Genomic DNA, 11,554 nt, shown 5'->3' with positions numbered 1-11,554 from the left:
GGGGGCCACCAGAGGCAGCCCCCGGCAGGATCACTGATTGACCGGGGTCACTTCCGCCTGACCTGCCGGCGAGATCACCGTATCCGGCACCTCCGGCGCGCCGCCTTTGCGGTCGATCTTGTAGCCGGCGCGCTCCAGCGTGCGTTCATGGCGCGTGGCGGCATCGGTCAGCGCCTGCTCGACGGTCTTGGAGCCCGAAATCGCGTTCGAGACCTCTTCCTGCAGGATATCCAGCATCACCGGATATTCCGGCAAGTGCCAGTAATCGTTCAGATATTGCAGTGCGGTCGAGAATTGCCTGTTATAGCTGTTCAAGCCCTGCCATTCCGGGCTTTCCAACACGGCTTTCAGGCCCGTCTGGCAGACGGCGGCATAGCGGGTCTGCTGCTCGGGCTGAAAGTACCACTCCATGAACTTCACCAGCTCGGGGAGTTTTTTCGAGTATTTGTTGATCCCCATGCCCTGGCCACCGACCGAGAACTGGCGGCGGAACAACCCGTCACGACCAACCGCGCCGGGCAGGATGCCGAAACCGGTCTGTTCCGCCACGGTAGAGACCTTTGGATCGGCGTTCGAGCCGTTGAAGTAGAACCACTGCATCGCCATGGCGAGCTGGCCCTGCTGGAACGAGGCATTCACCTCGTCAAAGCCCCAGTTGCCAGACCCGGGCGGCCCGTATTTGAACATATCGACATAGGCCTGGACGCCATCAATCGAAGCGGGCGAGTTCAGATAGCCCTCCACCTCCATGGTCGCGGGATTGTAAAGCTCGCCGCCAAAGGACCACAGATAGCTGTTCGAGGCCGTGGTCGCGAAATCGTAATCGCGCCCGCCCATCTGACCCCAGCCGTAAAGACCCTGATCGGGACGGGTGAAGAATTCGGCGACCTCTTTCGCCTCCTGATAGGTTTCCGGCACTTTCAGGTCGCGGTTGTATTTCGCCTTGAAGGCCGCCTGTTCCCCGGGATTCTCGAAGAGATCCTTGCGATACATCAGCCCGTAAGCGTCCTGGTTCACAGGAAGCCCGTAGAACTGGCCCGATCCATCCGGGTATTCGCCATATTGCGACAGCGACGAGGCCGGGAAAATATCGGCTTTCAGATAGGTTGACTGGTCAAAAATATCATTGATCTTGACGGCATGGCCGCCGCCCGCAAATTCAGCGGTCGACTGGCTGTCCCACATGGCAAAGTCAAACGCATCGCCCTGGATCGCGAATTCGGACGCGATCTTATTGTGCCATTCCGGCCCGTAAGGCACCAGAGCCGGCACGACTTTCACAGTTTTGTCGGGGTAGTCTTTCGCAATATCCATGATGGCATCGGCACAGGTGCCGGCATGCCAGACAAACGTCAGCGTGGTGTCGGCACGGGCGGCAGTGCCGCATAACATGCCAGCCACCGCGGCAGACGCCAGAAGCGTGCTGCGATACTTCATCTCTCTCTCCTCCCTGACCGGGCCCGGCGGCTTCCTCCTCCGCCTGTTTCCCGTAGAGACAACGCTAATGCCTGGTTGCAATTTTCAGCAAGATAAATGTGAAACACATCACGATTCATGAAATTTTTACGGTGTTACTATCAAAACCCCCTTCGCAGCCGCAGCGAGTTTCTCAGAGGATACGCCCCAAAATCTGCGTATAAATCGCCTGTTAGTGCAGATTTCTGCAAAGCAGCGTCGCGATTCTTTCATCGAAGCGAGAGGCTGGACATATCATTCCGTCTCGCGCATCAAGAGGTGAATGTTAAGATCAACCCCCGGACATCTGATGGAATCCAACATTTCCGACCCCGTGCAATCCCTCTCCAAAGCGGAACGCCGGCGTGAAAGGATCCTCCAGATCCTGATGTCGGGCTCCACCACGCTGATTCGCGACCTCGCAGAACAGCTCCGGGTCAGCCTCATGACCGTGCATCGCGACCTTTACGAGCTGGAGCGCGAGGGGTTGGTGCGCCGGGTGCGCGGCGCGGTTTCGGCGGAAAAATCGCTCCTGTTCGAAAGCAGCTATAAATATCGCACCCGCAACCAGGTCGATGAGAAACGCCGCCTCGCACGTGCCGCCGTCTCGCGGCTGGAGCCCGGCAATGCGATCATGGCCGATGACAGCTCGACCGTGTTTCATATCTGCGATTTCCTGCCCGAGGTGACGCCGCTCACCGTCGTTACCAATGCGGTGCCGGTGCTCGCCCGGCTGCGGGGGGTGCCTGATATCGACCTGATCTCAACCGGCGGGCGCTATCATCAGGGCTATGACGGCTATTTCGGCGCCGCCTGCGACGAGGCCATCGGGCGTTATCATGTCGATGTCGCGATCCTGTCGACAACGACGATCCAGGGCATGGCGATCTTTACCCCCGACGAGCTGGTGATGCGCGCGAAACGGGCGATGATGAAAAGCGCGCGGCGGAAATTCCTGCTGGCGGATGCGTCGAAATTCGGCTTCACCGCGCTGAATTATGTGGCTGATCTGACCGAATTCGACCTGATCCTGCTGGCCGGAAACGTGCCGGAGGCCAGCCTTCAGCGCATGCGCGACGGCGGAGCGAATGTCGAGCTGGTCTGACGGGCTTTCAGCCCGCCAAAGCGCTTGATCCCAAAGCGCTTGCCAGGTGTTATTGCGCTGTCCGGAACGGAGAGCGCGATGCAAGACAGACTGATCCCGACCCCTCTGGCTGCGGCTCTGCTGTGCGGCCTTATGCTGTCAGCGCCGCGCGCGACCCATGCGGCCGAGATCTCGCTCATTGACCCCGCATTGCGCGATGCGGCGGGGCTGGTCTCGGGCAGCTGCAGCCTCCGCCTGAAAGGCGGGATCGAACCGGGGGATGCCGGTCGGCTTGAAGCCATGCTCGAAGATGACAGCATCGAGCGCGGACGCCCGACCAGTCTGATGTCCGGGACCGGGGCCGAGGGCCAGGTGCTTTGCCTCAACAGCGCCGGAGGCGATGCCTCCGAGGCGCTGGCGCTGGCCCGGGTGATCCGCGACAGCGCGCTTGCGACCGTGGTGCCGGATGGCGCGCAGTGTTTCGGCGCCTGTGCGGTGGCGTTCATGGCCGGGTCTGCCGCCTCCTCGAATTCGGAGGGCGGCGCGCGGATGCCGATGCGGGCGCTCCATACCGGGGGAAGGCTGGGCTTTCTGGCGCCTGATTTGCCCGATGGCAATGCCGTGCTGGATTATATGGCCGGGCTGACCGACCTGTTTTCCGGCATCGACAGCTATACGCCCACCGCCCGGTTCCATCCGCAGCTCCTGGTCGGGATGCTCTCGCATCGTGATCCGGCCCATCCCTATATGATCGACACCACCGGCAAGGCCGGCCTCTATGACATCCGCCTTGCCGGTGTGCCGCCGATCGAGACCGATGAGGCCACCTGGATGCGCGCCTGCAACAATCTCTCGTTGCAGGCCAGGGGCTGGCAGGACGCAACCGATCCGGATCTGAGCTCCTGGGCCTGGCAGGTCAATCTGCCCGAAGAGGGCTATGAGCCCGAAGCCCGCCTGCCCCCCGCGACCTGGGACCTGCCGGTCGGGGGCGTGGATGAGACAGCGCCGCCCTTCTTCCGCGAAGTTCTGTCGCGGCATCACCAATGCCTGTTCTACCATGATGCCCCGGCCACGCCGCCCTATACCGCCTGGTTTGAACGGGTGAGCGAAGATTCGGTACCGCAGCACCGGCTGTTCGATCTCTGGCAGACATTGCCGCATTACACGCCGCTGGCCGAATTACGCGCTATGGCACGGGTGGAACCCGCCGATTTCCGCACGCTTTACGCCAATCCGCCGGTGGTCGCGCCCCATCCTGACCTGCCCGCTGTCCAGTCTTTCGCGCCCGGCCAGTCGGTGCTGCTGGAAAACGGAGCGGGACGTATTGCCTATTGGCTTGGCGAGAATGGCGCCGGGAGGGCCTATCCTTCAGGCGAGCCCGCCGCCGGTTTCCGCTACAGGATCGAGGCGGATCAGCTTTGTGTGACCCGCGAGGCGGCGGCCGAAACCTGTGGCCGGATCGTCAGCACCGGGGCTGGCGGGGCGCTGCTGAGAACCGCGACAGAGGATCTTACGATCCTCTGGATGCGGCCCGGCGATATCGGCCCGCTGCCGGCACACTGACAGCCAGGCGTCGCGCATTTCACGACCATCGCAGGCTCGGGGGAAAAATCCGGGGGCAGTCACGCGCCCGGAGCAGGATTACGGAGCCGGTGCGTCAGGCGGCGGCACCTCTGCCGGAGCATCCGGAGCAGCAGCGGGCCTGTCCTGCCCCTGGCCCGCTTTGTCACGTTTAAACCCGGCCTCGCCTTTGCCGCGATCTTTGCCGTGATCTTTGCCATGGCCTTTGTGGTGATCCCTGCCCTGGCCCTTCGCGTGATCGCGGTCTTTGCCGGGGCCCGCTGCCGGGGTCGCGGCCAGCTTTTCGGCCAGCGGCGTGATCGCCTCGACACAGGCGGCAATTGCGGTCTCGCCACATTGTACGCTGATGGTCCGCCCGGCCCCGAAATCGAGCCGGATCATCGGAGCCCGCGCAAAGCGCGCGCCGTGACCGGAGCCGGGGCCTGCCCCCTGTTCCGCATTTTGCACCGGGGCCGGCGCTGCGGCCTCCTGGGCAAATGCGCTCAGCGGCATCAGGGCAAGGGCGCCGCACAGCGCGGTCGGAAGAAGCTTAAGTCCTGCCATGGGAGATACTCCTTTTCACGGTCTGTTCGTCCTGGATCATGACTGTTCCACGCCGCGCCCCGGGGTTTCCGTCGGGAAGGCGCCTCCGGGGCCTGAAGCCCCAGGCGGCGATCCGCCGGGCTCCGACGGCAACGCCCCGATCTGCACCACAGGCGCGGTGTGCCGCGCGACTTGACGCATGGCCTCTGACCAGGTCATTGCAGGATCATGTCGGACGAGATCGTTGAGCAGCCCGAGGAAAAGAAGCCGGTGGTCCGAAAACCACGGAAAAAACCCGCGGCAGGCGCGACGGGCGCTAAAAGCACGCGGCGGCGCGGGGCGTTTGCGCAGCTCCGGCGTTGGGCGTTGCGGGCGGTTCTTGGGGTCGTGGGCTTCTTCCTTGTGCTGATCCTTTTGTTCAGCTTCCTGCCGCCGCCGATCAATATCTATCAGATGCAGGAAAAATGGCGGCTCGGCGCGATTGACAGGCAATGGGTGTCCTGGGACGAGATCGCGCCGGTGATGGGCCGCGCAGCTGTGGCGGCAGAAGATGCGAATTTCTGCAAGCACTGGGGCTTTGACATGACCGCGATCCGGGACGCGATCAATTCGGGATCGAACCGGGGGGCGTCCACCATCACGCAGCAGGTGGCGAAGAATGTCTTCCTCTGGCATGACCGCTCTTACGCCCGCAAAGCCGCCGAAGCCGCGCTCACCCCGGTGATCGAGCTTTTCTGGTCGAAAGAGCGCATCCTCGAAGTCTATCTGAACGTGGCCGAATTCGACGAGGGCGTGTTCGGGGTTCAGGCGGCGGCGCGGCATTATTTCGGGGTCGATGCGAAAAACCTGTCCGCCCTGCAGGCGGCGCGGCTGGCGGCGGTGCTGCCGGATCCGAAAGGCCGCTCGGCCTCGAAACCCTCGGCTTTTGTGCGCAAACGGACCGCCTCGATCATGTCAGGCGCCGATACGATCCGCGCCGATGGCCGCGCCGGCTGTTTTCAGTAGCGCGCTTTTGCCGCTCTGACCGGTGCCGGGATTGATCGCCAGGCCCGCAGGGTCTAGGACAGGGGGAGTTTGCGGGCAGTAACCAGATGAACCGTCTTTATCACGTCCCCCTTTCCCCCTTTTGTCGCAAGGTGCGGCTGACTTTGGCCGAGAAGAAAATCGAGGTCGAGCTGGTCGAGGAACGCTACTGGGAACAGGGCCAGGATTTCCTGCGGCGCAATCCGGCGGGGAAAGTGCCGATTCTGCGGCTGAACGGGCGGCTTCTGAGCGAAAGCCAGGCGATTTGCGAATATATCGACGAGACGGTTCTGGTGCCGCCGCTGGTGCCGAGGGATCCCGAACTGCGCTATGAGATGCGCCGGCTCTGCACCTGGTTTGACGACAAGTTCCATCAGGAAGTGACGTCGAAGCTGCTCTATGAGCGGGTGAACAAGAAGCTGACGAAAGAGGGCTATCCGGATTCGAAGAATGTGAAATCCGGGTCGAGCAAGATCAAGTATCACCTTGATTATATGGCCTGGCTGCTGGACCGGCGGTCCTGGCTGGCCGGAGATGTGATGACGCTGGCGGATCTGACGGCGGCGGCGCATCTCTCGAGCCTTGACTATATCTCGGATGTCGACTGGCACCGGCATGAGGTGGTGAAGGACTGGTACGCCAAGATCAAGTCGCGGCCATCGTTCCGGACGCTGCTTGCGGATCAGGTGCCGGGCTTCCCGCCGCCCCGGCAATATACCGATCTGGATTTCTGATGCCGGCCGCGTGGGGGCCTGCCCCCACACCCCCGGAGTATTTGGATCAAGAGGAATGAGTGATCCCGGTCTTCTCAGGGAGCGCCTGGAAAAGCGCGCGATGGAAGAGGGATTCTCGAAAATGGGAATCTGCGCGCCGGATGCGGTGCCGGGAACGGCGGCGCGGCTGAGGGAATTTCTGGAAGCCGGGCGGCATGGGTCGATGGGCTGGATGGCGGAGCGCGAGCACTGGCGGGGGGCGCCGGGGGCGCTCTGGCCGGAAGCGCGATCGGTGATCATGCTGGCAGAGGTCTATACGCCGGAAGAGGATCCCCGCCAGGTCCTGGAGCAGCGCAACAGGGCGGCGGTCTCGGTCTATGCCCAGGGCAAGGATTATCATGATCTGGTGAAGCGGCGGCTGAAACGGCTGGGGCGCTGGCTGCTGGACCAGACGGCAGGCGAGGAGATCAAGGTTTTCGTCGATACCGCGCCGGTGATGGAGAAGCCGCTGGCCGAGGCGGCGGGCCTCGGCTGGCAAGGGAAACATACGAACCTGCTCAGCCGCGATCTGGGGAACTGGTTCTTTCTCGGCTCGATCTTCACCACGCTTGATCTGCCGAAAGATGCCGCAGAGGTTTCGCATTGCGGCTCCTGCCGGGCCTGTCTGACCGCCTGCCCGACCGATGCCTTTCCCGCGCCCTATCAGCTGGATGCGCGGCGCTGCATTTCCTATCTGACCATCGAGCATAAGGGGCCGGTGGAGGAGGGTTTGCGCGCCAGGATGGGCAACCGGATCTATGGTTGCGATGATTGTCTTGCCGCCTGTCCCTGGAATAAATTCGCGCAGCAGGCGAAAGAGATCGGCTATCAGCCAAAGGTCGGGGCGCCGGAGCTCGCCGCGCTTGCGACGCTGGATGATGCCGGATTTCGCGCGCGCTTTGCCGGCAGCCCGATCAAGCGGATCGGACGCGACCGGTTCATCCGCAATGTGCTTTACGCCATCGGAAATTCGGCAGATCCCGGCCTGGCCAGCACCGCAGGGGCGCTTTGTGCGGATCCCGATCCGGTCGTTGCCGATGCGGCGAGATGGGCTCTGAACCGGCTGACCGATGCCGGGGCCGGTCGCTGAACAGGCCGGATCTGGCCGGGCCGGGTGAGGCTGCCGGAAAACTCCTGATTGCAGGCTTGGGATATAAGACGGCTTGTGCCAGACTGCCCGCAGTGACGCAGCACATGTGAGGAGGACGTTATGAGCAGGCATCTCGCCGACAAACGCACAGCCACCACCGGCGCGAGGGTCAAGGCCTTTCTGAACATCGCCCGCAGCAAGGGCGAGACCGGACGCGACACATTCCACAAGCCGCGCGAAGGCGCCGGACCCGCCCGGATGCAGCAATTCCTGCGGATCGCACGCGGCCGCACGGTCTGAGCCCCATCCGGATGACCAGGCGCCCGGATGCCCCGGCCCGGCGATATGGACCGGGCCATTTCAAAGGAGTGACCATGTCTGTCGACGTGAAATACAAGACTTCGGCCAAAGCCACGGGCGGTGGCCGCAACGGGGTGGCCGGGCTCGAAAACGGCCAGCTCACCGTCACCATGGCCAGCCCGAAAGAGCTGGGCGGATCGGGCCTCGGGCATAATCCCGAAGAGCTGTTCGCCACCGGCTATGCCGCCTGCTATCTGGGTGCGATGCGCTTTGCAGCCGGGTCTGAAAAGCTGGGAACGGTGCCGGATGCGGCAACCGTGAAGGCAGAGGTCGGGATTGGCCCGCGTTCGGATGGGGGATTTGGCCTGAAGGTGACGCTGACGGTCAGCCTGCCGGGGGTGGAGCGCGACGTGGCCGAAAAGATCGTCGAGCGCGGGCATTTCATCTGCCCCTATTCCAATGCGACCCGGGGCAATATCGAGGTTGAAACCGTTCTGGCCTGAGCCGGTCGGGCCGGATCGGGCTTGACCATGACGGTATCTGCGCCTATCTGGGCGGCAGGGTTCCGGTCCCTGCCGCCTGCAGGCTTTTCGCCATGGTGAAACCGGAAAGACCGATCCGCCGCTTCTGTTTCAGGCCGGGTTCGATGGCAATGCAGGCTCCATCCCAGATCTCCCGGCGCTCTGAATAAGGATGCCAAGGCAGATGGAACACAGAATTTCTGCACTACCGGGCCTCGAAGAGGCAAAGACGCAGGCGAAAGCCCTGCGCAGCGAACTGGCGCGCCAGGGTCAGGAGATCAGCCATTCCGCCGCGCTGGAACTGGTGGCAAAGGCCCATGGCTTTCACGACTGGAACACGCTTCATGCAAGGGCCGGCAACCGGCCGCAGCCGCCGGTGCGACTGGGAGACATCACGGCCGGACGCTATCTGGGTCAGGATTTCCTCGCCGAGGTGATCGGGGTCACGGCGCTGTCCGAGGGCCGTTATGAGGTCGAGTTGCAGCTGGATCAGGCGGTCGATGTGGTGACATTCGACAGTTTCTCGAATTTCCGCAGCCGGATCCGCAAAGTGGTCGATGCCTCGGGGCGATCATTTGACCGCACCTCGGACGGAGCGCCGCATCTGGTCCTGCGCGCGCCATAAACACGACAGCCTCGGATTGCAGAACGCAGCTCGGGTCACCAGATTCACGCGCCGCAATATGCCGTTGCCCCCTTTGCGTGTCTCTCTATCTGAAATCCCCGGTGAAACGCTGACCTTTCAGCACAAGGCGGTCGCGCGCGCCATGGCAAGGGCCTGTCGCGACGGACCAAACAAAAGCGGCGGAGCAAATGCTCCGCCGTTTCTCATTTCATGATGCCGGGTATTACGCGCGGACGTGGCGCTCATAGGTTTCCGCGATGTCGCGGGCGATAGCACCGACTTCGAATTTAAAGCCGCCAATCTCACCGACCGGGGTGACCTCGGCGGCGGTGCCGGTCAGCCAGCATTGTTCGAAATCGGCAAGCTCGGTCGGCATGATATGGCGCTCATGCACGGTGAGGCCCTTTTCTTTCAGCAGACCGATCACCGTCTGGCGGGTGATGCCATTCAGGAAGCAATCGGGCAGCGGCGTATGCACTTCGCCATCCTTGACGAAGAAAATATTCGCGCCGGTCGCCTCGGCGACATAGCCGCGGTAATCCATCATCAGCGCGTCCGAGCAGCCTTTGGCCTGGGCCGCGTGTTTCGACATGGTGCAGATCATGTAAAGACCTGCGGCCTTGGCGGCGGAGGGGATCGTCGCCGGATCCGGGCGGCGCCATTTCGAGATGTCGAGCTTGGCGCCCTTCATCTTGGCGTCGCCGTAATAGGCGCCCCATTCCCAGCCCGCGATCACCAGACGCACCGGGTTGCCCACAGCCGAGACACCCATCTCATCGCCCGCGCCCCGGAAGGCAATCGCGCGCACATAGGCATCGGTCCAGCCGTTGGCCTTGAGCATCTCGTATTTGGCAGCCTCGATTTCCTGCACCGAATAGGGGATCTCCATATCGAGGAGTTCCGCCGATTTGCGCAGCCGCATCGAATGTTCGACGCCTTTGAAAATCTTGCCATTATAGCAGCGCTCGCCCTCGAAGACCGAGGATGCGTAATGGAGCGCATGGGTCAGGACGTGGACATTCGCCTCACGCCAGGGGACGAGCTTTCCGTCCATCCAGATCCAGCCATCACGATCGTCATATGCCGCCATATCCCGGCCCTCCATTTTTACGAAAGTTGCGCGACACCCATGCTGCAATTGCATTATCTTGCGCCAACCTGTCGACTCGCTACGCTTCATGACTTGGAAAGTCAACAAGGCTGACGTAAGTTGGACCGAAATAGGAGGCTGACCATGTCTCAATTTTCTGGGTCTCAACTTTCTGGCACCGCTCCGGGTGGCGGCGGCGAGAACCTGCTCTTCCTGACCGATGAGCAGCTGCGCAAAGGGATCGAGGCGATGTTCTTCGCCTATCGCGGCTTTACCGCCGATCCGGACCGGATCCTCGAGACGATGGATTATGGCCGCGCCCATCACCGGGCGGTGCATTTCATCCATCGCAGCCCGGGGACAACGGTGTCGAACCTGCTGGGGATCCTTGGCGTGACCAAGCAAAGCCTGAACCGGGTGCTGCGCAGCCTGATCGATGATGGTCATGTCCGCAGCGAAAAGGGCCGCCGCGACGGGCGCGAGCGGCATCTTTTCCTGACCGAAAAGGGCGAGGCGATGGAGAAAAGCCTCTCGGATGCGCAACGTGCGCGGATGCGGGCAGCGTACCGCGCGGCGGGGCCGGTGGCGGTACAGGGCTTCCGGCAGGTGCTTGAGGCAATGATGGACCCAGGCCTGCGCGACTATTACAACCGTCTGAGAGATGGCGCCTGAGGCGTTGCAAAGGGAGAGCGACGCATGACTGGTACCGCGCAGCATCTGGCGGATATTCACCTTCTCGTGGTCGATGATGACGAGCGGATCCGGGTTCTGTTGCAGAAATTCCTCGTGCGCAGCGGCTATATGGTCACTGTGGCAAAGGATGCAGCCCAGGCGCGGCGGCTGCTGGCCGGGCTGGAATTCGACATGCTGATCCTTGATGTGATGATGCCGGATGAGGATGGCATCGCGCTGACCCGCGATCTGCGCAAAAAGACCTCGGTGCCGATCCTTTTGCTGACCGCGCGGGGCGAGACGGCGAACCGGATCGAGGGGCTGGAGGCGGGGGCGGATGATTACCTCGCCAAGCCCTTCGAGCCGAAGGAGTTGCTGCTGCGGGTGGCCGCGATCCTGCGCCGGGTGCCGCAGGTGAGCGAGGCCGATCAGCCGCCAAAAATGCTGCATATGGGCCAGGTGCGCTATGATATGGACCGGGGCGAGCTGTGGCGCGGGCCCGAGCTGGTGCGACTGACCGCAACCGAGGCCGCTTTGATGCGGCTGTTTGCGGCAAGCGCGAATGAGGCGATCTCGCGCGAGCGGCTGGTTCTGGATATGGGCCGCGAGGAAGAGGCGCAGGAGCGGGCGGTCGATGTGCAGATCACCCGGCTCAGGCGCAAGATCGAGGATGATCCCAAGGTGCCGCGCTATCTGCAGACGGTGCGGGGCGAGGGCTATATGCTGGCGCCAGACTGAGGTGCCAGACTGAGGCGGCCGAATGCGGGGGGCCGAATGCGGGGGGGGGGGGGGCCCCCCCCCCCCCCCCCCCCCCCCCCCCCCCCCCCCCTTTTTTTTTT

The 11,554-nt window shown here is 62.9% G+C and carries 13 protein-coding genes; 10 read left to right on the top strand and 3 right to left on the bottom strand.

Features of this window, described 5'->3' with window-relative positions:
* Positions 1 to 30 precede the first annotated feature (30 nt).
* Positions 31 to 1,437 carry an ABC transporter substrate-binding protein gene (locus JC607_RS15280; protein WP_198837769.1) on the bottom strand — a complete coding sequence of 469 codons (1,407 nt, stop codon included), beginning with the start codon at positions 1,435 to 1,437 and terminating at the stop codon, positions 31 to 33.
* 328 nt (positions 1,438 to 1,765) lie between these two features.
* Between JC607_RS15280 and JC607_RS15275 the strand changes: the two genes are divergently transcribed.
* Both JC607_RS15275 and JC607_RS15270 read left to right on the top strand, forming a co-directional pair.
* Positions 1,766 to 2,560 carry a DeoR/GlpR family DNA-binding transcription regulator gene (locus JC607_RS15275; RefSeq protein WP_198837768.1) on the top strand — a complete coding sequence of 265 codons (795 nt, stop codon included), beginning with the start codon at positions 1,766 to 1,768 and terminating at the stop codon, positions 2,558 to 2,560.
* Between the two features lie 78 nt (positions 2,561 to 2,638).
* A complete protein-coding gene (locus tag JC607_RS15270) occupies positions 2,639 to 4,102 on the top strand; it encodes a hypothetical protein (protein WP_198837767.1) in 1,464 nt (487 codons plus the stop codon).
* Between the two features lie 78 nt (positions 4,103 to 4,180).
* On the opposite strand, the gene JC607_RS15265 is transcribed toward JC607_RS15270, so the two are convergent.
* Positions 4,181 to 4,663 (bottom strand): hypothetical protein, encoded by a 483-nt coding sequence (locus JC607_RS15265; protein WP_198837766.1) that lies wholly within the window; start codon positions 4,661 to 4,663, stop codon positions 4,181 to 4,183.
* Positions 4,664 to 4,870: 207 nt separating this feature from the next.
* On the opposite strand from JC607_RS15265, the gene mtgA reads away from it, so the two are divergent.
* From mtgA to JC607_RS15235, 6 genes are all read left to right on the top strand, one after another.
* Entirely contained in the window at positions 4,871 to 5,647 is a 777-nt protein-coding gene (gene mtgA / locus JC607_RS15260; RefSeq protein WP_198837765.1) for a monofunctional biosynthetic peptidoglycan transglycosylase, read from the top strand.
* Between the two features lie 86 nt (positions 5,648 to 5,733).
* Positions 5,734 to 6,399, top strand: a complete 666-nt coding sequence (locus tag JC607_RS15255; protein ID WP_198837764.1) for a glutathione S-transferase family protein — start codon at positions 5,734 to 5,736, stop codon at positions 6,397 to 6,399.
* 55 nt (positions 6,400 to 6,454) lie between these two features.
* Positions 6,455 to 7,507, top strand: coding sequence for a tRNA epoxyqueuosine(34) reductase QueG (queG, locus tag JC607_RS15250; RefSeq protein ID WP_198837763.1), 1,053 nt, complete (start codon positions 6,455 to 6,457; stop codon positions 7,505 to 7,507).
* A 120-nt stretch (positions 7,508 to 7,627) separates the two neighbouring features.
* Positions 7,628 to 7,807 carry a hypothetical protein gene (locus JC607_RS15245; protein ID WP_092899766.1) on the top strand — a complete coding sequence of 60 codons (180 nt, stop codon included), beginning with the start codon at positions 7,628 to 7,630 and terminating at the stop codon, positions 7,805 to 7,807.
* A 74-nt stretch (positions 7,808 to 7,881) separates the two neighbouring features.
* Positions 7,882 to 8,310 (top strand): organic hydroperoxide resistance protein, encoded by a 429-nt coding sequence (locus JC607_RS15240; protein ID WP_198837762.1) that lies wholly within the window; start codon positions 7,882 to 7,884, stop codon positions 8,308 to 8,310.
* A 202-nt stretch (positions 8,311 to 8,512) separates the two neighbouring features.
* Positions 8,513 to 8,953 carry a glyoxalase superfamily protein gene (locus JC607_RS15235; RefSeq protein ID WP_198837761.1) on the top strand — a complete coding sequence of 147 codons (441 nt, stop codon included), beginning with the start codon at positions 8,513 to 8,515 and terminating at the stop codon, positions 8,951 to 8,953.
* Between the two features lie 223 nt (positions 8,954 to 9,176).
* Here JC607_RS15235 and JC607_RS15230 read toward each other — a convergent pair whose 3' ends face one another.
* Entirely contained in the window at positions 9,177 to 10,043 is an 867-nt protein-coding gene (locus JC607_RS15230) for a branched-chain amino acid aminotransferase (protein WP_198837760.1), read from the bottom strand.
* 144 nt (positions 10,044 to 10,187) lie between these two features.
* Here JC607_RS15230 and JC607_RS15225 point away from each other — a divergent pair, with 144 nt between their 5' ends.
* The gene (locus JC607_RS15225) at positions 10,188 to 10,715 is read left to right on the top strand and encodes a MarR family winged helix-turn-helix transcriptional regulator (RefSeq protein ID WP_092899772.1); all 528 of its coding nucleotides are present in this window, start codon (positions 10,188 to 10,190) and stop codon (positions 10,713 to 10,715) included.
* A gap of 24 nt (positions 10,716 to 10,739) precedes the next feature.
* On the top strand, positions 10,740 to 11,453 hold the full coding sequence (locus JC607_RS15220; protein WP_198837759.1) for a response regulator: 714 nt from the start codon (positions 10,740 to 10,742) through the stop codon (positions 11,451 to 11,453).
* Positions 11,454 to 11,554 lie beyond the last annotated feature (101 nt).

The sequence above is a fragment of the Paracoccus sp. IB05 genome (genome assembly GCF_016405985.1).
GTDB lineage: Bacteria > Pseudomonadota > Alphaproteobacteria > Rhodobacterales > Rhodobacteraceae > Pseudogemmobacter.
This window is presented reverse-complemented; position numbering and strand designations above follow the sequence as displayed.

Excerpts from the sequence above, each read along its gene's own strand:
- JC607_RS15225 (WP_092899772.1), top strand. The coding sequence starts at position 10,188 with ATGTCTCAATTTTCTGGGTCTCAACTTTCTGGCACCGCTCCGGGTGGC.
- JC607_RS15280 (WP_198837769.1), bottom strand. The coding sequence starts at position 1,437 with ATGAAGTATCGCAGCACGCTTCTGGCGTCTGCCGCGGTGGCTGGCATG.
- queG (WP_198837763.1), top strand. The coding sequence starts at position 6,455 with ATGAGTGATCCCGGTCTTCTCAGGGAGCGCCTGGAAAAGCGCGCGATG.
- JC607_RS15230 (WP_198837760.1), bottom strand. The coding sequence starts at position 10,043 with ATGGCGGCATATGACGATCGTGATGGCTGGATCTGGATGGACGGAAAG.
- JC607_RS15275 (WP_198837768.1), top strand. The coding sequence starts at position 1,766 with ATGGAATCCAACATTTCCGACCCCGTGCAATCCCTCTCCAAAGCGGAA.
- JC607_RS15235 (WP_198837761.1), top strand. The coding sequence starts at position 8,513 with ATGGAACACAGAATTTCTGCACTACCGGGCCTCGAAGAGGCAAAGACG.
- JC607_RS15245 (WP_092899766.1), top strand. The coding sequence starts at position 7,628 with ATGAGCAGGCATCTCGCCGACAAACGCACAGCCACCACCGGCGCGAGG.
- JC607_RS15265 (WP_198837766.1), bottom strand. The coding sequence starts at position 4,663 with ATGGCAGGACTTAAGCTTCTTCCGACCGCGCTGTGCGGCGCCCTTGCC.
- JC607_RS15255 (WP_198837764.1), top strand. The coding sequence starts at position 5,734 with ATGAACCGTCTTTATCACGTCCCCCTTTCCCCCTTTTGTCGCAAGGTG.
- JC607_RS15270 (WP_198837767.1), top strand. The coding sequence starts at position 2,639 with ATGCAAGACAGACTGATCCCGACCCCTCTGGCTGCGGCTCTGCTGTGC.
- JC607_RS15240 (WP_198837762.1), top strand. The coding sequence starts at position 7,882 with ATGTCTGTCGACGTGAAATACAAGACTTCGGCCAAAGCCACGGGCGGT.
- JC607_RS15220 (WP_198837759.1), top strand. The coding sequence starts at position 10,740 with ATGACTGGTACCGCGCAGCATCTGGCGGATATTCACCTTCTCGTGGTC.
- mtgA (WP_198837765.1), top strand. The coding sequence starts at position 4,871 with ATGTCGGACGAGATCGTTGAGCAGCCCGAGGAAAAGAAGCCGGTGGTC.